Source organism: Blastococcus carthaginiensis (assembly GCF_030731085.1).
In the GTDB taxonomy this organism is placed as follows: Bacteria; Actinomycetota; Actinomycetes; order Mycobacteriales; family Geodermatophilaceae; genus Blastococcus; species Blastococcus carthaginiensis.
Map to the genome: position 1 here is coordinate 194,116 of NZ_JASNFN010000002.1, position 20,956 is coordinate 215,071.

Genomic DNA, 20,956 nt, shown 5'->3' on the forward strand with positions numbered 1-20,956 from the left:
GTGCCCCAGGGTCAGGTCCCCGTCGTCCCCGCCGACGGGCTGACCACGCGCCAGCGCCGCAACCGCCCGCTGCTGGCGGTGCACACGGGCGAGATGAAGGGCAAGTCCACCGCCGCCTTCGGCATGGCGATGCGGGCGTGGAACCAGGGCTGGTCGATCGCGGTCTACCAGTTCGTCAAGAGCGCCAAGTGGAAGGTCGGCGAGGAGAACGCGCTGACCGCGCTCGGCGGGCTGCACGCCACCACCGGCCAGGGCGGCCCGGTGGTCTGGCACAAGATGGGCTCGGGCTGGAGCTGGTCGCGCCGCCAGGGCACCGAGATCGACCACGCCGCCGACGCCGCCGAGGGCTGGGCGCAGATCAAGCGCGACCTCGCCGCCGAGGCGCACCGGTTCTACGTGCTGGACGAGTTCACCTACCCCATGAAGTGGGGCTGGGTGGACGTCGACGACGTCGTCGCGACGCTCGCGACGCGCCCCGGCAACCAGCACGTCGTCATCACCGGGCGAGACGCTCCCCCGGCGCTGGTCGAGGCCGCCGACCTGGTGGTCGAGATGGCCAAGGTCAAGCACCCGATGGACGCCGGTCAGAAGGGCCAGCGGGGGATCGAGTGGTGACCCGCCTCCCGCGCGTCGTCGTCGCCGCGCCGTCGTCGAACGCGGGCAAGACGTCGGTCACCACCGGCCTGGTCGCCGCGCTCTCCGCCCGCGGGCTGACCGTCTCCCCGCACAAGGTCGGCCCCGACTACATCGACCCGGGCTACCACGGGCTCGCCGCCGGCCGCCCCGGCCGGAACCTCGACCCCTGGCTGGTCGGCGAGGAGCGGATCGCCCCGCTGCTGCTGCACGGCGCCCGCGGCGCCGACCTGGCGGTGGTCGAGGGCGTCATGGGGCTGTTCGACGGCGCCACCCACCCGAGCGTCGAGCCCGGGTTCGCCTCGACGGCGCACGTGGCCCGATTGCTGCAGGCGCCGGTGGTGCTCGTGGTCGACGCGTCGTCGCAGGCGCGCAGCGTCGCCGCCCTGGTGCACGGCTTCGCCACCTTCGACCCGGCGGTGCGCCTCGGCGGCGTCGTCCTCAACCGGGTCGGCAGCGACCGGCACGAGGCGATCCTCCGCGAGGCGCTCGGTGCCGCCGGTGTCCCGGTGCTCGGCGCGATCCGGCGACTGGACACCCTGCACACGCCCTCCCGCCACCTCGGCCTGGTACCGGCCGCCGAGCGCTCGGCCGAGGCGGTGGCCACGGTGCGCCGGCTCGGCCAGGTGGTCGCCGACGGCGTCGACCTGGATGCCGTGCTGCGGCTCGCCCGCACCGCGCCCGATCTCGCCGCCCGGCCCTGGGACCCGGCGGCGGAGGTGGTGCCGACCGGGAGCCGCCCCCGCATCGCCGTCGCCGGGGGCCCGGCCTTCACCTTCGGCTACGCCGAGAACGCCGAACTGCTCGCCGCGGCCGGCGCCGAAGTGGTGACCGTCGACCCGCTGCGCGACGAGGCGCTGCCCGAGGGCACGGCGGGGCTGGTGGTCGGCGGCGGCTTCCCGGAGGTCTACGCCGCCGAGCTGTCGGCCAACGAGTCCCTGCGCGCCGACGTCGCGGCGCTCGCCGCCCGGAGGGCGCCGATCGCCGCCGAGTGCGCCGGGTTGCTCTACCTGGCCCGCGAGCTCGACGGCGTGCCGATGTGCGGTGTCCTGGACGTGGCGACGGCGATGGCGCCCCGGCTGACCCTGGGCTACCGCGCCGCCGTCGCGGTGACCGGCTCGGTGCTCGCGCCGGCCGGCACCCGGGTGCGCGGCCACGAGTTCCACCGCACCCACGCCGATCCCCCGGCCGGCCCGGCCCCCGCCTGGCAGTGGTCGAGGACCGGCGCCGAGGGGTTCGTCTCGGGCGGCGTGCACGCCTCCTACCTGCACCTCAACTGGGCCGGCGCCCCCGAGCTGGCCCAGCGCTTCGTCACCGCCTGCGCCCCCGCCGTCCGAACGGAGCACGCCCGTGCACATCGCTGAAGGATTCCTGCCCGCCGGGCACGCCCTGGGCTGGACGCTCGCCGCGGCGCCGTTCGTCGCGCACGGCGCCCGGGCCGTGGTCAAGGAGGTGCGGGAGAACCCGGAGTCCACCCTGCTGCTCGGCGCGGCCGGCGCGTTCACCTTCGTGCTGAGCGCGATCAAGCTGCCGAGCATCACCGGGAGCTCCAGCCACCCGACCGGCACCGGCCCGGGCGCCATCCTGTTCCGGCCACCGGTGATGGCCCTGCTCGGCACGGTGGTGCTGCTCTTCCAGGCGCTGCTGCTCGCCCACGGCGGGCTGACCACGCTCGGGGCCAACGCCTTCGCCTTCGCCGTCGTCGGGCCGTGGGCCGGGTACGCCGCCTACCGGCTGACCCGCGCGGCCGGTGCCGGGCTGCGGGGGGGCGGGCTCCTGGTCTCGGTCTTCGTCGGCGTCGCCCTGGCCGACCTCGCCACCTACGTCACCACCTCGCTGCAGCTGGCGTTGGCCTTCCCCGATGCGAGCACCGGGCTCGCCGGCGCGCTGGCCAAGTTCCTCGGCGTCTTCGCCGTCACACAGATCCCGCTGGCGATCGGCGAGGGCCTGCTGGGCGTCCTGCTGTTCCGCGTCCTCACCGTCAACGCCCGCCCCGAGCTCGAGCGGCTCGGCATCCTGAAGCCCGCGCCCGTGACCACCGGAGGTGCCGCATGACCCGCCGCGCGCTCGTCAACGCCCTGCTCGTCGTCGCGGTGGTCGCGCTGTTCGCCGTCCCCCTGCTCGTCGACGGCGGCACCTCCGGGTACGGCGGCACCGACGCCGCCGTCACCGAGGAGCTCGAGGCCGACGGCTACACCCCCTGGTTCGACTCGCTCTTCAGCCCGGCCGGCGAGGTCGAGTCCGGTCTGTTCGCGCTGCAGGCCGCGCTGGGCGGCGGCGCGCTCGGCTACGTGCTGGGCCGGCTCCGCGGCCGGCGGACGGCGACGGCGGCGACGGCGACGACGACGACGACGACGGCGGCGGCGACGTCCGCGGGCACGGCGGCGGAGGCCGACCGGCGGTGACGGGCCTGGCGGTCGACGAGGCTGCGTGGGGCAGCGCCTGGCGCGGGCGCTCGCCCGCCGACAAGCTGCTGCTCTGCGCCGGCCTGGTCGGCTGCGCGCTGCTCCTGCCCGCCTGGCCGGGCAGCGTGCTCGTCGGCCTCGCCGCCGTCGCGCTGGCGCTGGGCCCGGCCCGGGTGCCCGCCCGCACCTTCGGCCGGGCCATCCGCTGGCCGCTGGCGTTCATCGCGATCGGTGCGCTCACCGCGGTGGTCGCGGTCGGTGACGGCGGGATCGGCTGGGCGCCGGACGCCGCGGCGCGGGCGGGCTCCCTCGTGGGCCACGCGGTGGCCGGCAGCGCCGCGGTGCTGCTCCTGGCCACCACCACCCCCATGTCCGACCTGCTGCCCGAGCTGCGCCGGCTGCGCGTGCCCGCGGCGGTCGTCGAGGTGGCGGGCGTGACCTACCGGCTGGTGTTCGTGCTGCTCGAGAGCCTGGGCACCATCCGCGAGGCGCAGGCCGCGCGCATGGGGTGGGCCGGCCCCCGCCGCTCCTACCGCTCGGCGGGGATGCTGGCCGCCGCCGTGCTGACCCGGTCGTGGGACCGGGCGCGGCGCATGCAGGACGGGCTGGCCGGCCGCGGCATGGAGACCGGCCTCCGGGTGCTGCCGGACGCGCTGCCCTCCTCCCGGCCCTTCCTCGCCTTCGCCCTGGCCCTGCCGGCGGGCATCACCGCGCTCACGCTGGTGGTGCGGTGAGCCACTGCGCGCTCGCCGCCTCCGGCCTGGTCGCGGGGTACCCGGGTGCGGCACCGGTCCTCGACGGAGCGGGGCTCACCGTCCCACCGGGCCGGCGGCTGGCGCTGCTGGGCGCCAACGGGTCGGGCAAGACCACGCTGCTGCGCTGCCTGTCCGGGGCGCTGCCCCCGGCCACGGGCCTGATCACGGTCGACGGCGCGCCGCTCCGGCACACCCGTCGCGGGCTGCGCGAGCACCGGCAGGTGGTGCAACTGGTGCTCCAGGACCCCGACGACCAGCTGTTCAGCGCCTCGGTCGGGCAGGACGTCTCGTTCGGCCCGCTGAACCTCGGCCTCGCCGAGGAGGAGGTGCGGGCCCGTGTCGCCGAGGCGCTCGAGCTGCTCGCCGTCGCCCCGCTGGCCGCCCGCCCGACGCACCAGCTCTCCTACGGGGAGCGCAAGCGGGTCGCCATCGCCGGCGCGGTCGCCATGCGCCCCTGCGTGCTGCTGCTCGACGAGCCGACCGCCGGGTTGGACCCGACCGCGGTCGCCGACACCCTCGCCGCGCTCACCCGGCTGCAGGAGCACGACTCCACGGTGGTCATGAGCACCCACGACGTCGACCTGGCGCTGCGCTGGGCCGACGAGGTCGCCGTCGTCGTCGACCGCACCGTGGTGCAGGGCCCGCCCGGCAGGATCCTCGGTGACGGCGACCTGCTCGCCCGCGCGCGGCTGTCCCGCCCCTGGGCGCTCGCGGTCGGCACCCGGCTGCGCGCACTCGGCCTGCTCCCCGACGGGCCGCTCCCCCGGGACGCCACCGGGCTGCTGGCCGCCCTCCCCGACCGCCCCGGGGTGCCGACGTGAGGACCGTCGGCATCGGGCTCGCCTCCGGCGTGAGCGCCGCCGAGGTGCTGGCCGCCGTCGACGCGGTGCTCCCCGACCCGGCCGGGCCGGTCGCGCTGGCCACGCTGGACAGCCGGGTGCGCGAGCCGGGCCTGGTGGACGCCGCCGGGCGGCGTGGCTGGCCGCTCACCGGGCACCCGGCCGAGGTGCTGGCGGGCGTCCGCGTACCGGCACCGTCCGGTGGGGTCGCCCGGCGGGTCGGCACCCCGTCGGTCGCCGAGGCCGCCGCGCTGCTCGCCGGTGGCGTGCTCGAGGTCGGCAAGACGGTGCACGGCCGGGTGACGGTCGCCGTCGCCCGGCTGCTGGCCCCCGCCCACCCCGCTGCCGAGCCACCAGGAGGAACCGTGACTCCCCACGACGCACCGCACCCGGTCGGGCTGCGCCTGGCCGGGCGGCGCGTGGTCGTCGTCGGCGGTGGGGCGGCAGCGCACCGCGGCGCGGCGGGCCTGCTGGCCGCGGGCGCGCAGGTGGCGGTGGTCAGCCCCGACGTCACCCCGGCCCTGGAGTCGGCGGCCGCAGCCGGGCGGCTCACCTGGTGCGCCCGCCCCTACGCCGCCGGCGACCTCACCGGCGCCTGGTTCGCCCTCGCCGCGACCGGCGACCCGGACGTCGACGCCGCGGTGCTCGCCGACGCCGACCGGGAGCGGGTGTTCTGCGCCCGCACCGACGGCTCGCCGGCCGCCAGCGCCGAGCTGCCGGTCACCGGGCGCGCCGGGGAACTCGTCGTGGCGGTCCACGGCGCGGACGACCAGCGGGCGGCGGCAGGGCTCCGCGACGGCGTCCTCGCCGGTCTGACTGACGGGACCCTGGCGGTGCGCCGGCGGGAGCACGGGCGCGGCAGCGTGGTGCTGGTCGGCGGCGGCCCCGGCGACCCCGGCCTGATCACCGTCCGCGGCCGCCAGGCCCTGGCCACCGCCGACGTCGTCGTCGCCGACCACCTCGGCCCCCAGCCGCTGCTGGCCTCCCTGCCCCCCGAGGTCCAGATCATCGACGCCTCAAAACTCCCCCGCGGCCGCGCCATGGCCCAGGAGACCATCAACGAACTCCTCGTCACCCACGCCCGCGCCGGCCGCCGCGTCGTCCGGCTCAAGGGCGGGGACCCCTTCGTCTTCGGCCGCGGCTACGAAGAGCTCCAGGCCTGCACCGCCGCCGGCATCCCCGTCGAGGTCGTGCCGGGCATCACCAGCGCCGTCGCCGTCCCCGCCCTGGCCGGCATCCCCGTCACCCACCGCGGCCTCACCCACGAGTTCGTCGTCGTCTCCGGCCACCTGCCCCCGGGCCACCCGCAGTCCCTCGTCGACTGGGCCGCCCTGGGCCGGCTGCGCGGCACCCTGGTCGTCCTCATGGGCGTCGACACCGCCCCCGCCATCGCCACCGCGCTGATCGGGCACGGCCGCGCGCCGGACACCCCCGTCGCCGTCGTCACCGACGGCTCCACCCCCACCCAGCGCGCCCTGCGCACCACCCTGGCCGACCTCCCCGCCACCCTCACCCAGCACGAAGTCCGCCCCCCGGCGGTCTGGGTCGTCGGCGAGGTGGCGCACCTCACGTCAGCCGACTGAGGGCGTGTCGCGGCGTGCCGGTGACGCTGCGTGCCCGGGTTCGCGGCGCAGCGCGACGGTTCCGGGCGAAGTCGTCCGCAGGCATGGTGGTGCCGCGGATCGCCCCCTAGCGTGGGCCCGTCCGGACGGACCCGTCCGTCGCTGAAACCGGTGACAGCCGCCCGGACGCCGCCGAACCACCCGCCGGATCCGTCCGGCACCGGACCGGGGAACCACACGCACCACCGGGGTGAAGCGACCGACCGGCCCGCGCGGGCCGCCGGACGCCGGGCGCCTTCCCGCCCGAACCCGTCAGCTCACCCGGTAGGCGGCCGTGGAAGAAAGGAAGACCCGCCGAACATGGCGAGTTCGCTCAGCCCTGCCCACCGCCGGATCACCGGTCGGCGGGCCCTGCTGGCCCTCGTGGCCGCCGGCGGCGTCGCCCTGACGCCGCTCCCCGCCTCTGCCGAGCCGCACCGGCCGGCCACCTCGCAGGAGGCCGCGGAGCTCGTCGCCGCCCGCGCGCACGACCTGGAGGTCCTCACCGAGCGGTTCAACGAGACCCGTGAGCAGCTCAAGGCCACGCAGGCGGCCGCCGACGCGGCCGCCGAGGAGCTCACCGCCGCGCAGGCGGCGCTGACCGAGGCGCAGGACCGCGTCCGCACGGTGGCGCGCAGCGCCTGGACCAGCGACCGGCTGGGCACCGTGGAGGCGATGCTGACCAGCGGGTCGCCCACCGAGCTGGTGGACCGGATGGGCATGCTCGACACCATCGCCGCGCACAACAACGGCGTGCTGGGTGAGGCCCAGAGCGCCGGGGAGGACGCCGAGCGCGCCCGGGCGGCCGCCGAGGAGGCCGCGGCCGACGCGCAGGCGCAGGTCGAACGCGTGGACGCCCAGCGGGCCCGGCTCGACGAGCAGATCGCCTCCTACCAGGCGCAGTACGAGCGGCTGAGCGCCGAGGAGCAGCGGGCCTCCCGGGCCGCCGCCGAGCGGCACGCCGCCGAGGAGGCCGCGCAGGCCGCGGCCGAGGAGGCCACGGCCGCGCAGGCGGCCGAGACCGAGGCCGAGGCGGCGGCGGCTCCTGGAGCGGCACCGGCCCCGCAGGCAGCGGCCCCCGCTCCGGCTCCCGCCGCCGCGGCGCCCGCACCGGCTCCCGCCGCCGCGGCGCCCGCACCGGCTCCCGCCGCTCCCCCGCCGCCGGCACCGCCGGCACCGCCGGCACCGCCCGCCCCGTCCGGGGGCAGCGCGGCGGCGCAGACCGCGGTGAGCACGGCGATGGCGCAGATCGGCGACCCCTACGTGTGGGCGGCCGCCGGGCCGAACGCCTTCGACTGCTCGGGCCTGGTGCAGTACGCCTACGCGGCTGCCGGCATCAGCCTGCCGCACTCCAGCCGGATGCAGTCCACCATGGGCACGCCGGTCTCCCGGTCGGCCCTGCAGCCCGGCGACCTGGTGTTCTTCTACAGCCCGATCAGCCACGTCGGCATCTACATCGGCAACGGCCAGATGGTGCACGCCGCCACGTCCGGGGTGCCGGTGAAGGTCGCCTCCGTGGACTCGATGGGCGGCTACAACAGCGCCCGGCGCATCGCCGGCTGACAGCCGCGGGAGCATCGCAGCGAGGAACGAGCGAGGAGCGGACCGGGGCGCGGAAGCCGGCCGGCATCACCGCCGGGTAGCTCCTCCGGTGCGCGGGCGGCCGGGCCGCCCGCGCCCCGGGCCCCCGGCGGCGGCCGCCCGGGCGGCGCGGGGGGCGATCGCCTCTCGTGCGGGTCGGGACGGGGGGCGGGCTGCCCCGCGAGGTCAGGGTCCTGGCGGTCATCGCCTTCGTCGTGGCCCTGGGCTTCGGCATCGTCGCCCCGGCCATCCCGCTGTTCGCCCGCTCCTTCGGCGTCGGGACCACCGCCGTCGGCCTCGCGGTCAGCGCCTTCGCCTTCTTCCGCTTCGTCTCGGCCTTCAGCGGCGGCAGCCTGGTCGAGCGGTTCGGCGAACGGCTGGTGCTCGCCTCCGGGCTGGTGATCGTCGCCGTCACCACCGGGCTCGCGGGGCTCGCCGGGTCCTTCCCGCTCTTCCTCGGGCTGCGCGCCGCCGGTGGCATCGGCAGCGCGATGTTCACCGTCGCCGCGCTGTCGCTGCTGCTGCGGGTCGCTCCGCCGTCGCACCGCGGCCGGGCCGCCGCCACCTGGCAGGGCGGCTTCATCCTCGGCGGCATCGCCGGTCCCGCGGCCGGCGGGCTGCTGGCGGAGCTCTCCCCGCGGCTGCCGTTCTTCCTCTACGCCGGCTTCCTGCTGGTCGCCGGCGCGGTCGGCATGGCGCTGCTGCGCACCGCCGAGCCCGACCCGGCCGCGCCCGAGGCGGCCGACGTCGCCGGCCCCGACCTGGACGCCGGCCCGGTCCGGCTGGGCAGCGCGCTGCGCTCCCGGGTCTACCTGGCCGCGCTGGTGGCCAACTTCGGCGTCGGCTGGGTGCTGTTCGGCGTCCGCAACTCCCTGGTGCCGCTCTACGTCACCGAGGAGCTCGGGCGCACGGTGGCCTGGGCCGGGGCCGGCCTGCTGGCCGGCTCGCTGGCCCAGGCGCTGGGGCTGCTCCGCTCGGGCCGGCTGGTCGACGCCTGGGGACGGCGGCCCTCGCTGGTCCTCGGGGCGGCCCTGGCGACCGCGGCCATGGCGGTGCTCGTCCTGCCGCCGGCGATCTGGGCCTTCCTCCTCTCCATGGCCGTCTTCGGGCTCGGCGCCTCCCTGCTGGCCAGCGCGCCTGCGGCACTGGTCGGCGACCTCAGCGGCGGCCGGGGCGGTCGCGTCGTCGCGGTGTTCCAGATGTCGGCCGACCTCGGCGCCATCGCCGGCCCCCTCGTCGCCGGCTGGCTCACCGACGTGGCCGGCTTCCAGGTGGCCTTCGGCGTGAGCACCGCCGTCCTCGCCGCCGGCCTCGTCGGCGGGCTGGCGATCCCCCGGGCGGCGCCCGCCCCGGCACCGGCCGCGGCGCGCGCGGCCTGACCCGGCCCGGCGCTCAGCGGCTCCGGTACAGCCGCGTGGTGATCGGCAGGAACACCAGGGCCAGCGCCGCGGCCACCGCGAGCGAGACGAGGATCGCCGGCACGTCGGGCTCCCCTGCCATGAGCGACCGCGACGCCGTCGCCAGGATCGAGATGGGGTTGACGTCGACGAACACCTGCAGCGGCCCGGGCAGGGTGGCCGGGTCGACGAACACGTTGGACAGGAACGTCAGCGGGAAGATGCCCATGAAGCCGGCGTTCATGACGGCGTTCGGGCTGCGCAGCAGCAGGCCGAGCACCGAGAACGCCCACGACAGCCCGAACGAGAAGACCACCACCAGCGCCAGTGCCGCCACGGCCCCGGACACCCCGGCGTCCGGCCGGAAGCCCAGCAGCACCCCGACGACGATGATCACCGTGCCCGCCACGACGTACCGGACGCTGTCGCCGAGCAGCGACCCCAGCAGCGGCGCCGGGCGCCAGATCGGCAGTGAGCGGAACCGGTCGACGACGCCCTTGGTCAGGTCGGTGTTGAGCGCGACACCGGAGTAGACGGTGGTGAACAGCACCGACATGACCAGCAGGCCGGGCAGCGTGTAGTCCAGGTAGGCGCTGGTGGAGCCCGCGATCGCGCCGCCGAACAGGTACGTGAACATCAGCAGGAACATCACCGGCGTGACGGTGACGTCGAGCAGTTGCTCGGGGACGTGCTTGACCTTCAGCATGCCCCGCCAGCCGAACGTGAGCGCCGTCTGCAGCGGGCCGGGCCGTGGCGGCCGCTCGGTGCCGGCGATCGCCCGGCGCACCGCCGCGGTGTCGGCGTCCGTGGTCGCGGTGGTCATGACGTCTGCTCCTCCAGGGTCGGTGCGGGTCCGGGCGGCTCCTCCGCGCCGCGGCCGGTGAGCGCGAGGAAGACCTCGTCCAGGCTGGGCTGGTCGAGCGAGAAGTGCGCGAGGCCGATGCCCGTCCGGGCCAGCTCGGCCACCGCGGTCGCGGCCCGGGCGGGGTCGGGGCAGGTGGCCGCCAGGACCGCCGGGTCCGGCTCCAGGGAGACCGGGCCCAGCGCGCGTTCCAGGACGTCGGCCGCGTCGGGGCGGCGGTCCGGGTCGAGCAGCCGCACGTGCAGCGCCCCGGTGCCCACCGAGGCCTTCAGCTGGGCCGGTGTGCCCTCGGCGATCACCCGGCCGCGGTCGATCACCGCGATCCCGTCGGCGAGCTGGTCGGCCTCCTCGAGGTACTGCGTGCAGAGCAGGATCGTGGTGCCCCCGGCCACCAGTGCACGGGCGATCTCCCACACCTGGTTGCGCGACCGCGGGTCCAGCCCGGTGGTCGGCTCGTCGAGGAACATCAGCCGCGGGGTGACCACGATGCTCGCCGCGATGTCCAGCCGGCGGCGCATGCCCCCGGAGTAGTGCTTGACCAGCTTGCCGGCGGCCGCCGCGATGCCGAAGGCCTCCAGCAGCTCGTCGGCGCGGGCCCGTGCCCCGGCGCGCGACAGCCCCAGGAGCCGGCCGAGCAGCACGAGGTTCTCCCGCCCGGTCAGCTCCTCGTCGACCGAGGCCAGCTGGCCGGTCAGGCTCACCTGCGCGCGCACGGCGTCGGCCTCGGTGACCACGTCGTGCCCGAGCACCCGGGCGCTGCCCGAGTCAGGCCGGATGAGCGTGGCGAGCATCCGGATGGTCGTGGTCTTGCCCGCCCCGTTGGGGCCGAGCACGCCGTAGACCGTCCCGGCCGGCACGGCCAGGTCCAGCCCGGCCACCGCGGTCGTCGTCCCGTAGGACTTGGTCAGCGCCGTCGCCTCGACGGCCAGTGGTGCGTGCAGCGCCATGGGTACCTCACCCGGGTTCGCGTCGTGCGGTTGCCTCGTGGTGTCAGACCGACTCTCCCCGCCCGGCTCATCGGCGGCGAGCGAGTTTTCTCCCCCGGCCGCGAGGGAGGTTCAGAAACCTCGGTCCAACCCGTGTGACTCCGTGTGCACCGGGGAACGGCCAAGCGCAGCGCGCAGGCGTCGTCGCGCACCGGAGCCGGTGCGCGCTCGGCCGGACGGACGGAACCCGCCGCGAGGAGGCACGCACCGATGGACATCGCCGCGATGCGGGCCAGCTTCGCCAAGGCGGCCGCCACCGGCGACGAGGCGCCGCTGTACTTCTACTCGCACCTGTTCCTCAGCCACCCCGAGACCCGGGCGATGTTCCCGGTCTCCATGGCTCACCAGCGCGACCGGTTCTTCCACGCCCTCGGCGAAGTGGTGTCGCACGTCGACGACCTCGACGCGCTGGTGCCGATCCTCAAGCAGCTGGGCCACGACCACCGCAAGTTCGGCACGCTGCCGGCGCACTACCCCGCGGTGATGCCCAGCCTGCTCGCGACGCTGGAGCACTTCGACGACGAGTGGGACGAGCACCGTGCGCGCACCTGGACGGAGGCCTACGAGCTCGTCGCCTCGGTGATGGTCCAGGGCGCCGAGGAGTCCGCGGACCAGCCGGCGACCTGGCGGGCCGAGGTGGTGGCCCACGAGCGGCGCGCAGTAGACATCGCGGTGCTGCAGGTGCGGCCCGAGGTGCCGGTCAACTACCTCGCCGGGCAGTCGATGTCGCTGGAGATGGACCGCCGCCCCCGGCTGTGGCGCTACTACTCCCCCGCCAACGCACCGCGCGAGGACGGCACGCTGGAGCTGCACGTGAAGGCGCGCCCCGGCGGCCCGGTCAGCACCGCGCTGGTGCGCAGCACCGAGGTGGGCGACCTGCTGCGCCTGGGCCCCCCGCTGGGCGAGCTCACGCTGTCCGACAGCTCCGACCGCGACCTGCTGCTCGTCGCCGGCGGCATGGGCCTCGCGCCGCTCAAGGCGCTTGTCGACCAGGTGGCCCGGCAGGGCCCGGCCCGCCGGGTCGACCTCTACGTCGGCGCCCGTACCGAGGACCAGCTCCACGACCGCGCGGCGATCGCGGAGCTGCAGGCCGCCCACCCGTGGCTGGGCGTGACCTGCGCGGTCTCCGACGACGACCTGTCCGGGCTGGAGCACGGCGACGTGGGGGACGTCGTCCTCCGGCACGGGCCGTGGCTCAGCCGGGAGGTGTACGTGGCCGGTCCGGCGCCCATGGTGGACGCGACCGTCGGGGGCCTCCTGCGGCACGGCGTGCCACGGGAACGGGTGCGCAGCGAGGTGTTCGCCCCCAGCCGACCGGGGCCCAGTGCCGAGGGGAAGGTGACCGAATGACCACCACCGAGACGTCCGGGACCGGAGGGGGCGCGCGGCGGCTCACGCCGGAGCAGATCCGCGGTGCCCGGTTCACCGCCGGCACGATGCTCCACCCCGGCTACGACCAGGCCGAGGTCGACCGCTTCCGGGAGATGGTGTCCGCCGAGGTGCGCACCCTCGTCGGCGAGCGCGACGACCTGCACCGCCAGGTCGCCGCGCTGCAGGAGCGCGTCTCGGGCGTCGTGGTGCCCGAGCCGCCCAGCGAGCAGGCGGTGAAGATCCTGGCCAGCGCCCAGCAGACGGCCGACGAGTACGTCGCCGAGGCCGAGGACTTCAGCCGGCAGATGACCGCCGAGGCCCGCGACCAGTACGAGGAGCAGCTGCGGCGCGCCCGCGAGAACGCCGGGGCGATCATGCAGGCGGCGCAGGAGGCGGCCGCCCGGCTGACCGTGCCCACCGGCGGCGACGGCGACTCCGCAGGTGAGCGCACCACCGCCGAGCTGGAGGAGCAGGTGGCGTTCCTCAAGGCGTTCGCCCAGGCCTGCCGGGCGCAGCTGCGCGCCTACCTCGAGGCCCTGCTCACCGACGTCGAGACCGAGTGGGGACGGGTCGACCCGGCGCTGGCACCGGAGGCGCTCACCGCCGCCCAGGCCGGACGGCGCCCCGGGGGCACCGTCGTCCCGCAGACGGCGTTCCACGGCAACAGCGCCGCCGGTCCGGCGGAGGACGCCGCGGAGGATGCGGACCGGGTCGCGCCTGCGGGGGCGCGCGCCACCGGCTCCTGACCCACCGCCCCCGGCGGCGGGGCGCTCGGTCCCAAGGGCATCCTCCGGCGCGATAGGTTTTCCCCGAACCGCACCCCGCCGAGAGGCCCCCGCGATGCCCGATGTGCTGCTCGTCCTTCTCGTCGTGGTCCTCGCGGCCCTCGCGGTGCTCGCCGTCGTCGTGCTCGTGCTCCGCCGGCGCAACCTGGCACGGGCGGCGGGCCCGCGGCCGCGGGTGGACCCGCTGGCCGACGAGCCGGACGTCTACGACCCGCACGCCATCGGCGTGGGGGACGTGATCACCTACGCCGGGATCGACCACGTCGTCCGCGGCACCATCGTGCTCGAGGAGGGCGGGATGACCTGGCGCGAGCACCTGCTCGACGGGTCCACCGGCCGGCGCTGGCTCACCGTGGAGGACGACGAGGGCGACCTCGAGATGGCGCTGTGGATGCGTCGCGAGGGCACGAACCTGACCCCCGACGGCGACGTGGTCCTCGACGACCGGGTGCACCGCCAGGTCGAGCGGGGCCGGGCCTCGTACACGGCCGAGGGCACCACCGGCACCCCGCCCAGCGGCACGGTGGACTATGCCGACTACGCGACGGCGGACGAGACCGGGCTGCTCGCGTTCGAGCGCTGGGCGCCCACCCAGTCCTGGGAGGTCTCCACGGGACGGGCCGTCAGCCGCGGCGAGCTGACCGTCTACCACCGGACGCCGGGCACATGAGCCTGCACCAGCTCGACGTGACCCCCCGCGACGTCTCCGCCGGAGCGCTCGGGCTGCTGCTCGACGGGCCGGCGCCCGTCCCGCTGGCGCAGCTCCGGATCGCCGGCGTCGCGGGCGCGACGCTCACCCTCGGCGTGCTCGGCGCATCCCACGTGGTCTCCGCCGAGGCCGGCGGCCACCGGCTGACCGAGGAGGTCTCCTGCGACGCCGTCGGCGCCGGGGGCCGCGCGCTCCCGGCCCGGCTGCGCGCGGGCGGCTACGCGTTCGCCTCGGCGATCACCGCCACGTCCGCGGACGAGCTCGACGCGACCGCACGGCGGCTGCGGGAGCTGGCCACCGGCGATCCGGCCTGGCTGTGCGGCGCCTTCCCCGGGGCCGCCGGCGCGCTGACCGCCATGACGGCGCAGCCCCTCGCCCCCGGCGGCTGGGCCTGGCAGACCTGGCACCTCTACCCCGGCGACGGCTCCGGCGAGGTGGTCACGACGCGGACGAGGTGGACGCCGTGAGCCCGGCCCGCCGGCTGGCGGCGCTGCTGCTGACCGCCGCCCTGCTCGCCGGGTGCGGCAGCGGGACGCGGGTCCGCGACTTCCTCGACGACACCTACGAGCGGACCGAGATCATCGACGACACCTCGGTCTACAGCTCACCGGACCCGGTGGGCACCACCACCGCGGCGATCGCCGACGCCGTGCCGCCCGCCGAGCGGCAGGCCGACGGCGGCGACGAATACCTGCGCTACGACGACGACATCGTCATCGTGAGCGCGGCCACCGGCGGCAGCACGGTGCGCGTCGAGGACCTCGACGGCCGCTACCGCAGCGGCTTCTTCGCCTTCCTCGGGCCCGGCTTCCGCCCCGGCTCCCCCGCCGGCACCGGTGGCGGCGGCGGTCCCGGCGACGGCAAGTGACCCGCCGCTCCCCCAGCCCCTCACCGACCTCAGGAGAGTTCCCGACGTGACCACGACCTGGCAGGCCCTCGAGTTCGGCACCGTCGACGGCGACCTGCTGGTCCAGGGTGTCGTGGGGACGCTGCTGTTCTTCGTCATCGGGGTGGGCGTGCTGGCCCTGGGGTTCCTGGCGCTGGACCTCATCACCCCGGGCAACCTGCGCACCCAGGTCTACCTCGACCACAACCCGAACGCGGCGATCCTGCTGGGTGCCAACCACCTCGCCCTGGCGATCATCGTGGTGACGGCGATCATGACCAGCGGCGACGACCTCGGCCAGGGGCTGGTCGACACGGCCGTCTACGGCACGATCGGGGTCGTGCTGCAGGCCGTGGCTCTCCGTCTGCTGGACGCGGCCATCCCCGCCGACCTGCGCGCCCTGGTCAACGAGCCGCGGTTGCGCGGCTCGGCCTGGGCCGTGGGCATCAGCCTGGTCGCGATCGGCGCGGTGAACGCCGCCGCGCTGTCGTGACGCCGTGACGTCGTCGGCGGAGCGGGTCGCCGTCCCGGCACCGGCCCGGACCGGGGACGACGGTGCCGTGCGCTCGCGCCCGCTGCTGCTGGCCGCCGTCGCCGTCTGCGCCGCCTGCGGGTTGGTCTACGAGCTGGTGCTGCTGACCCTGTCGGCCAGCCTCGTCGGCGGCGGGATCACCCAGACCTCGCTCATCGTCGCCGGGTTCGTGGCCGCGCTCGGCGCCGGCGCGCTGCTGGTCAAGCCCTTCCTGCCGCACGCCGCGACCACCTTCGTCGCGGTCGAGATCCTGCTCGGCGTCGCCGGGGGCCTCAGCGCCGTCACCCTGTACGTGTCGTTCTCCTTCTACGGCACCAGCACCGCCGTGCTGCTCGCGGCGACCGCCGTCCTGGGCGTCCTGGTCGGCGCCGAGGTGCCGCTGTTGATGACCCTGCTGCAGACCGGCCGCGACGGCATCGACGCCGAGGGCAGCGGCAAGGTGCTCGCCGACCTCAACGCCGCCGACTACGCCGGTGCGCTGCTCGGCGGGCTGGTGTGGCCGTTCGTGCTGCTGCCGCTGGCCGGTCAGGTGCGGGGCGCGGCGATCACCGGGCTGGTCAACCTGGTCGCCGCCGCGGTGGTGTGCGGCCTGCTGCTGCGGCGGCAGATGACGCCCCGGGCGCGGCGCACGGCCACCGGCGCCCTGCTCGCGGCGGCCCTGCTGCTCGGCACGCTGCTGGTCCAGGCGCGGGACATCGAGACGACCGCGCGGCAGCGGCTCTACGCCGACCCGGTGGTGGCCGCGGAGCGCTCCACCTACCAGGAGATCGTGCTGACCGAGCGCTCCGGGGACCTCCGGCTCTACCTCGACGGCGACCTGCAGTTCTCCAGCCGGGACGAGCACCGCTACACCGAGTCGCTGGTGCACCCGGTGCTCGCGCGCGACCCCGGCCGGGTGCTCGTCCTCGGCGGCGGTGACGGGCTGGCCGCGCGGGAGGTGCTGCGCCACCCCTCGGTGCGCGAGGTGGTCCAGGTCGAGCTCGACCCCGAGATCCTCCGCCTCGCCCGCACCCGGCTGGCCGGGCTCAACGCCGGCGCGTTCGACGACCCCCGCGTGCGGGTGGTCGTGGACGACGCGTTCCGCTGGCTGCGCTCGCCGGCCGCGACCGGCTTCGACGCGGTGGTGGTGGACATGCCCGATCCCGACACCCCCGTGCTCGGACGGCTGTACTCCGCCGAGTTCTACGGCCTGGTCTCCGCCGCGCTCGCACCGGGCGGGCTGGTCACGGTGCAGGCCGGCAGCCCGTACTCGACGCCGGACGCCTACTGGCGGACCGTCTCCACGCTGGAGGCGGCCGGGCTGGCGGCGACGCCGTACCACGTGCACGTGCCGAGCTTCGGCGACTGGGGCTTCGCCCTGGCCCAGCAGGCGCAGCAGCCGCCGGACCTGGCCCTCTCCCCCGACGCACCGCCCACCCGCTTTCTGGACGCGGCGGTCCTGTCGGCGGCCGGGGTCTTCCCGGCCGACCGCCCGCGGCAGCGGCTGGAGCCCTCGACCCTGGACCGGCCGCTCGTCGTCGAGGACATGCGCAGCGGCTACGTCGGCTGACGGCGCCGTGAGCATCGCAGCGAGGAGGCCGTCGGCTGACGCCTGTAGCGTTCGGGGTGCTCGGACGCCGCCGGCCGGCCCGCTGATCGCTGGCCCCTCCCCCGCCCGGTGTCCCGGAGCACCCCCGGGCCGCCGCCTCCGCACCCGCGCGCCCACGGACCCCGAGGAGAACCACCGTGAGTGCCGCCCCACCCGCCGGCGACGTCGACCGCACCGGCCGGGCAGCGGTCGTCGAGGCCGCCCGGCGGCGCACCTTCGCCGTCATCAGCCACCCCGACGCCGGCAAGTCCACCCTCACCGAGGCGCTGGCCCTGCACGCCCGGGTGATCGGCCAGGCCGGCGCGGTGCACGGCAAGGCCGGCCGCCGCGGGACGGTGTCCGACTGGATGGACATGGAGAAGGCGCGCGGGATCTCCATCACCTCCGCCGCGCTGCAGTTCGAGTACCGCGACGCGGTGATCAACCTGCTCGACACCCCCGGCCACGCCGACTTCTCCGAGGACACCTACCGGGTGCTCACCGCCGTCGACGCCGCCGTGATGCTGGTCGACGCCGCGAAGGGCCTGGAGACCCAGACGATGAAGCTGTTCGCCGTCTGCAAGCACCGGGGCATCCCGATCGTCACCGTGGTCAACAAGTGGGACCGCCCGGGCAAGGACGCCCTGGAGCTGATGGACGAGATCGCCGAGCGCACCGGGCTCACCCCCACCCCGCTGACCTGGCCGGTGGGGATCGCCGGTGACTTCCGCGGGGTGCTGGACCGCCGCGACGGCACCTTCCGCCGCTTCACCCGCACCGCCGGTGGCGCGACCATCGCCCCCGAGGAGCAGCTGACCGCGGCGGAGGCCACCGCGCGGCAGGGCGAGGTGTGGACGCAGGCCGTCGAGGAGGCCGAGCTGCTCGAGGCCACCGGCGCCGAGCACGACCAGGAGTCCTTCCTCGGCGGGGTCACCACGCCGGTGCTGTTCGCCTCCGCCGTCTCCAACTTCGGGGTCGGCGCGCTGCTGGACACGCTGGTCGACCTCGCGCCCGCCCCCACCGGACGCCCCGACGCCGACGGCGCGGTGCGCGACCTGGCGGAGCCGTTCAGCGCCTTCGTGTTCAAGGTGCAGTCGGGCATGGACGCCGCCCACCGTGACCGGCTGGCCTACATCCGCATCTGCTCGGGCGTCTTCGAGCGCGGCATGGTCGTCACCCACGGCCGCACCGGGCGGCCCTTCGCCACCAAGTACGCCCAGCAGGTGTTCGGCCGCGAGCGGGAGAGCGTCGACGTCGCCTACCCCGGCGACGTCGTCGGCCTGGTCAACGCCTCGGCCCTCGGCGTCGGCGACACCCTCTTCACCGAGCGGCCGGTCGCGTTCCCGCTGCTGACCACCTTCGCGCCCGAGCACTTCGCCGTCGTCCGCAGCCGGGACACCGCCAAGCACAAGCAGTTCCGCAAGGGCATCGAGCAGCTCGACTCCGAGGGCGTGGTGCAGGTGCTCCGCTCCGACCGGCGCGGCGACGGCTCCCCCGTGCTCGCCGTCGTCGGGCCGATGCAGTTCGAGGTCGCCACCCACCGCATGGAGCACGAGTTCCACGCCCCCGTGGCGCTGGACCGGCTGCCCTACAACCTGGCGATGCGCACCGACGAGGAGTCGCTGCCGATGATCGCCTCCTCCGGCGGCGTCGAGGTGGTGCGCCGGCCCAGCGGCGAGCTGCTGGCCCTGTTCCCCGACAAGTGGGCGCTGCGGATCCTGCAGCAGCGCCACCCGCGCGCGACGCTCGAACCGCTGGTCGCCGCCCAGCTGGCCTGACCCGCATCACGGCCGGAGGGCCGCGTAGATCTCCTCGGCGTGGTCGAAGACGAGGAAGTGCCCCTCCCCGGGCAGCCAGTGCGCCGAGCAGCGGGGCAGCATCGCGCTCAGCACCTGGCCGAGCACGACCGGCACCTGCCAGTCCTGCGTGCCGTGCCAGATGTGCACCTGCTGTCGGATTTCGGACAGCGGGAAGCCCCATGGCCGGAACAGCAGGGCGCGGTCCTCGGCGAGCACCGCGCTGCCGTTGCGCAACCCCTCGGTGAAGGTGTCGGCCAGGACCCGCCGGACGGCCGGGCGCCCGATCACCCGCCGGTCGGCCGCGTTGAGCCGCAGCTGCAGGTAGCGCGGGATCATCGCCGGCCGCAGCCCGATCGGCGCGAGCACCGGCCGCAGCACCGCCGCCAGCCGGGCCGGGCGGTGCAGGGCGGCCCGCAGCTGCCCGGGGATCCAGCGCGGCCACGGCCACGGGACGTCCGGCGGCGGTGCACCGCCGAGGATCCCCACGGTCGTCACCCGGTCGCCGAGGGCGTGCGCGCAGGCCAGCGCGTAGGCGGCCCCGCCGGAGAGGCTGAGCGCCGCGCACCGGTCGATGCCGAGGTGGTCCAGCAGCTGGGCGACGTCGTCGGGCCAGTCCGCGACCCGGCGGCCGGGGTGCGGGTCCGAGCGCCCGAAGCCGGGGCGGTCGGGGACGACGAACCGCACGCCCCACCGCGGGTAGTCCGCCGGGTCCTCGACGTGCCGCTCCAGCCGCGAGCTCGGCGAACCGTGGCAACCCAGCACCGGCCACCCGTCGGGGTCGCCGTGCTCGGCGTACGCCAGCGTGCGGCCGTCGGCGAGCTGGAGGCTGCCCTCACGCAGTTGCGGTCCGTTCTGCATGTCGCACCCCTACCCGAGGCGTCCGTCCTCACCCGGCAGTCACAGGTCGCCGCGCCGGTCGACCCGGGCACCGTGTTCGGCGCCACCGTCCGCGGGTAGGGCGACCAGATGAATATCGCCAGACGTACATCGGCCGCCGGGGTGATCGGGCGCGGCGTCCTCGCCGGCCTCGGGGGCACCGTCGTGATGACCGCCTTCCAGAAGCTCGTCGAGATGCCGCTCACCCAGCGGAGCGAGAGCTACGCCCCCGCCGACTTCGCCCAGAAGGTCACCCCCGCCGATCCGAGGACACCGCAGGGTCGTCGCCGGCTGAACTACGCGACGCACTTCTCGCTGGGCATGATGTGGGGCACCGCGTACGGCATCGCCGCCTGGAAGGGCCTCCGGGGTCAGCGGGCGGTGAACACGGTCTTCGCCACCGTGTACACCGGCGACGTGCTGCTCAACACCGCACTCGGGCTCTACCACCCCACCCGGTGGTCGGCACGCGACTGGGCGATCGACGTCGCAGACAAATACGTCCAGGCGCAGGGCACCGGACTGGTCTTCGACCGGCTGCTCGACCCGGCGAGGCAGCGCTGACCGCCCGTTCCGCGGACGGACGACCGGCTGACCACGTGGCGGACACCGATGCGGACCCCCAACCGGTAGCGGTCGTCACCGGTGCCAGCAGCGGGCTGGGTCGCGCGGTGGCGCTCCGGCTGGCCACCGACGGCCACCGCGTCGCCCTCCTCGCCCGGGGGGCCGAGGACCTCGCGGCCGTGGCCGCGGAGGTCGAGCGGTCCGGCGGGACGGCGCTGCCGCGCACCGTCGACCTCGCCGATGCCGGATCGTCGGAGGCCGCCATCGACCAGGTCGTCGGAGCCTGGGGACGGGTGGACGTGCTGGTCAACGCGGCGGGCACCGACGCCCCCGGCACCGTCGAGCAGACGACGGTCGAGGACTGGGACCGCGTCCTCGCGGTGAACCTGCGTGCCCCCTTCGTGCTCAGCCGGGCGGTGTTCCCCCACATGCGGAGCGCCGGCGGCGGCACGATCGTCAACGTCTCCTCGGTCGCCGGGCTGCGCGGCTGGGCGTCGGCGGCGGCGTACTGCGCGTCGAAGTCCGCCCTCACCGGCTTCACCCAGGCGCTCGCGGCCGAGGGCCGCGCGCACGGGATCCGCGCCTGCGTCCTCTACCCGGGAGCCATGGCGACGTCCTGGGGCGTCTGGGACCCGGGCGCGCGCCGGGCAGCCGCCACCGGGGACGCGCCCGACCCGCGGGACGCGCTGCCGCCCGAGCGGGTCGCCGAGCTGGTGGCGTGGCTGGTGCAGGCACCGGGTGAGCTGGTGCTCAACGAGGTGACCGTCACCCCGTTGCACGAGCAGGGCTGGCCCTGAGCGCGACAGGA

Annotated in this window: 22 protein-coding genes and 1 riboswitch; of the genes, 19 read left to right on the plus strand and 3 right to left on the minus strand. The window is 76.0% G+C overall.

Features of this window, described 5'->3' with window-relative positions; all coding sequences use genetic code 11:
• From cobO to QOZ88_RS03755, 9 genes are all read left to right on the plus strand, one after another.
• Entirely contained in the window at window positions 1-615 is a 615-nt protein-coding gene (gene cobO / locus QOZ88_RS03715) for a cob(I)yrinic acid a,c-diamide adenosyltransferase (RefSeq protein ID WP_305998444.1), read from the plus strand.
• A complete protein-coding gene (locus QOZ88_RS03720) occupies window positions 612-1,997 on the plus strand; it encodes a cobyrinate a,c-diamide synthase (RefSeq protein ID WP_305998445.1) in 1,386 nt (461 codons plus the stop codon). The genes cobO and QOZ88_RS03720 overlap by 4 nt, the downstream gene beginning before the upstream one ends.
• Entirely contained in the window at window positions 1,984-2,688 is a 705-nt protein-coding gene (locus QOZ88_RS03725; RefSeq protein WP_305998446.1) for an energy-coupling factor ABC transporter permease, read from the plus strand. Before QOZ88_RS03720 ends, QOZ88_RS03725 begins: the two co-directional genes overlap by 14 nt.
• Window positions 2,685-3,038 (plus strand): energy-coupling factor ABC transporter substrate-binding protein, encoded by a 354-nt coding sequence (locus QOZ88_RS03730; protein ID WP_305998447.1) that lies wholly within the window; start codon window positions 2,685-2,687, stop codon window positions 3,036-3,038. Before QOZ88_RS03725 ends, QOZ88_RS03730 begins: the two co-directional genes overlap by 4 nt.
• A complete protein-coding gene (gene cbiQ / locus QOZ88_RS03735) occupies window positions 3,035-3,772 on the plus strand; it encodes a cobalt ECF transporter T component CbiQ (protein WP_305998448.1) in 738 nt (245 codons plus the stop codon). The genes QOZ88_RS03730 and cbiQ overlap by 4 nt, the downstream gene beginning before the upstream one ends.
• The gene (locus QOZ88_RS03740) at window positions 3,769-4,614 is read left to right on the plus strand and encodes an energy-coupling factor ABC transporter ATP-binding protein (RefSeq protein WP_305998449.1); all 846 of its coding nucleotides are present in this window, start codon (window positions 3,769-3,771) and stop codon (window positions 4,612-4,614) included. Before cbiQ ends, QOZ88_RS03740 begins: the two co-directional genes overlap by 4 nt.
• A complete protein-coding gene (gene cobA, locus QOZ88_RS03745) occupies window positions 4,611-6,215 on the plus strand; it encodes a uroporphyrinogen-III C-methyltransferase (protein ID WP_305998450.1) in 1,605 nt (534 codons plus the stop codon). Before QOZ88_RS03740 ends, cobA begins: the two co-directional genes overlap by 4 nt.
• Window positions 6,216-6,386: 171 nt before the next feature.
• Window positions 6,387-6,540: riboswitch (cyclic di-AMP (ydaO/yuaA leader) on the plus strand.
• 14 nt (window positions 6,541-6,554) lie between these two features.
• The gene (locus tag QOZ88_RS03750; protein ID WP_305998451.1) at window positions 6,555-7,796 is read left to right on the plus strand and encodes a C40 family peptidase; all 1,242 of its coding nucleotides are present in this window, start codon (window positions 6,555-6,557) and stop codon (window positions 7,794-7,796) included.
• A 167-nt stretch (window positions 7,797-7,963) separates the two neighbouring features.
• A complete protein-coding gene (locus QOZ88_RS03755) occupies window positions 7,964-9,193 on the plus strand; it encodes an MFS transporter (protein ID WP_305998452.1) in 1,230 nt (409 codons plus the stop codon).
• Between the two features lie 13 nt (window positions 9,194-9,206).
• Here QOZ88_RS03755 and QOZ88_RS03760 read toward each other — a convergent pair whose 3' ends face one another.
• Both QOZ88_RS03760 and QOZ88_RS03765 read right to left on the minus strand, forming a co-directional pair.
• Entirely contained in the window at window positions 9,207-10,034 is an 828-nt protein-coding gene (locus tag QOZ88_RS03760; RefSeq protein WP_305998453.1) for an ABC transporter permease, read from the minus strand.
• Window positions 10,031-11,020 carry an ATP-binding cassette domain-containing protein gene (locus QOZ88_RS03765; protein ID WP_305998454.1) on the minus strand — a complete coding sequence of 330 codons (990 nt, stop codon included), beginning with the start codon at window positions 11,018-11,020 and terminating at the stop codon, window positions 10,031-10,033. Before QOZ88_RS03765 ends, QOZ88_RS03760 begins: the two co-directional genes overlap by 4 nt.
• A gap of 249 nt (window positions 11,021-11,269) precedes the next feature.
• On the opposite strand from QOZ88_RS03765, the gene QOZ88_RS03770 reads away from it, so the two are divergent.
• From QOZ88_RS03770 to QOZ88_RS03805, 8 genes are all read left to right on the plus strand, one after another.
• On the plus strand, window positions 11,270-12,409 hold the full coding sequence (locus QOZ88_RS03770; protein ID WP_305998455.1) for a globin domain-containing protein: 1,140 nt from the start codon (window positions 11,270-11,272) through the stop codon (window positions 12,407-12,409).
• Window positions 12,406-13,176, plus strand: a complete 771-nt coding sequence (locus QOZ88_RS03775) for a DivIVA domain-containing protein (RefSeq protein ID WP_305998456.1) — start codon at window positions 12,406-12,408, stop codon at window positions 13,174-13,176. The genes QOZ88_RS03770 and QOZ88_RS03775 overlap by 4 nt, the downstream gene beginning before the upstream one ends.
• Window positions 13,177-13,270: 94 nt before the next feature.
• Window positions 13,271-13,885, plus strand: a complete 615-nt coding sequence (locus QOZ88_RS03780; RefSeq protein WP_305998457.1) for a DUF4178 domain-containing protein — start codon at window positions 13,271-13,273, stop codon at window positions 13,883-13,885.
• On the plus strand, window positions 13,882-14,391 hold the full coding sequence (locus QOZ88_RS03785) for a DUF2617 family protein (protein ID WP_305998458.1): 510 nt from the start codon (window positions 13,882-13,884) through the stop codon (window positions 14,389-14,391). Before QOZ88_RS03780 ends, QOZ88_RS03785 begins: the two co-directional genes overlap by 4 nt.
• Window positions 14,388-14,792, plus strand: a complete 405-nt coding sequence (locus QOZ88_RS03790; RefSeq protein WP_305998459.1) for a DUF4247 domain-containing protein — start codon at window positions 14,388-14,390, stop codon at window positions 14,790-14,792. The genes QOZ88_RS03785 and QOZ88_RS03790 overlap by 4 nt, the downstream gene beginning before the upstream one ends.
• Window positions 14,793-14,838: 46 nt before the next feature.
• The gene (locus QOZ88_RS03795; RefSeq protein ID WP_305998460.1) at window positions 14,839-15,303 is read left to right on the plus strand and encodes a DUF350 domain-containing protein; all 465 of its coding nucleotides are present in this window, start codon (window positions 14,839-14,841) and stop codon (window positions 15,301-15,303) included.
• A 4-nt stretch (window positions 15,304-15,307) separates the two neighbouring features.
• A complete protein-coding gene (locus tag QOZ88_RS03800) occupies window positions 15,308-16,891 on the plus strand; it encodes a polyamine aminopropyltransferase (protein ID WP_305998461.1) in 1,584 nt (527 codons plus the stop codon).
• Window positions 16,892-17,067: 176 nt separating this feature from the next.
• Entirely contained in the window at window positions 17,068-18,687 is a 1,620-nt protein-coding gene (locus QOZ88_RS03805; RefSeq protein WP_305998462.1) for a peptide chain release factor 3, read from the plus strand.
• 6 nt (window positions 18,688-18,693) lie between these two features.
• Here QOZ88_RS03805 and QOZ88_RS03810 read toward each other — a convergent pair whose 3' ends face one another.
• Window positions 18,694-19,566: an alpha/beta fold hydrolase gene (locus QOZ88_RS03810; RefSeq protein WP_305998463.1), complete on the minus strand. Its 873-nt coding sequence runs from the start codon at window positions 19,564-19,566 to the stop codon at window positions 18,694-18,696.
• Window positions 19,567-19,674: 108 nt separating this feature from the next.
• On the opposite strand from QOZ88_RS03810, the gene QOZ88_RS03815 reads away from it, so the two are divergent.
• Both QOZ88_RS03815 and QOZ88_RS03820 read left to right on the plus strand, forming a co-directional pair.
• Window positions 19,675-20,148, plus strand: coding sequence for a hypothetical protein (locus tag QOZ88_RS03815; protein WP_305998464.1), 474 nt, complete (start codon window positions 19,675-19,677; stop codon window positions 20,146-20,148).
• A gap of 35 nt (window positions 20,149-20,183) precedes the next feature.
• Entirely contained in the window at window positions 20,184-20,945 is a 762-nt protein-coding gene (locus QOZ88_RS03820; protein WP_305998465.1) for an SDR family oxidoreductase, read from the plus strand.
• Window positions 20,946-20,956 lie beyond the last annotated feature (11 nt).

Bases quoted from the DNA above. Each gene is read 5' to 3' on its own strand.
- QOZ88_RS03810 (WP_305998463.1), bottom strand. From the start codon at position 19,566: ATGCAGAACGGACCGCAACTGCGTGAGGGCAGCCTCCAGCTCGCCGAC.
- QOZ88_RS03750 (WP_305998451.1), top strand. From the start codon at position 6,555: ATGGCGAGTTCGCTCAGCCCTGCCCACCGCCGGATCACCGGTCGGCGG.
- QOZ88_RS03780 (WP_305998457.1), top strand. From the start codon at position 13,271: ATGCCCGATGTGCTGCTCGTCCTTCTCGTCGTGGTCCTCGCGGCCCTC.
- QOZ88_RS03775 (WP_305998456.1), top strand. From the start codon at position 12,406: ATGACCACCACCGAGACGTCCGGGACCGGAGGGGGCGCGCGGCGGCTC.
- QOZ88_RS03815 (WP_305998464.1), top strand. From the start codon at position 19,675: ATGAATATCGCCAGACGTACATCGGCCGCCGGGGTGATCGGGCGCGGC.
- QOZ88_RS03770 (WP_305998455.1), top strand. From the start codon at position 11,270: ATGGACATCGCCGCGATGCGGGCCAGCTTCGCCAAGGCGGCCGCCACC.
- QOZ88_RS03760 (WP_305998453.1), bottom strand. From the start codon at position 10,034: ATGACCACCGCGACCACGGACGCCGACACCGCGGCGGTGCGCCGGGCG.
- QOZ88_RS03785 (WP_305998458.1), top strand. From the start codon at position 13,882: ATGAGCCTGCACCAGCTCGACGTGACCCCCCGCGACGTCTCCGCCGGA.
- QOZ88_RS03765 (WP_305998454.1), bottom strand. From the start codon at position 11,020: ATGGCGCTGCACGCACCACTGGCCGTCGAGGCGACGGCGCTGACCAAG.
- QOZ88_RS03730 (WP_305998447.1), top strand. From the start codon at position 2,685: ATGACCCGCCGCGCGCTCGTCAACGCCCTGCTCGTCGTCGCGGTGGTC.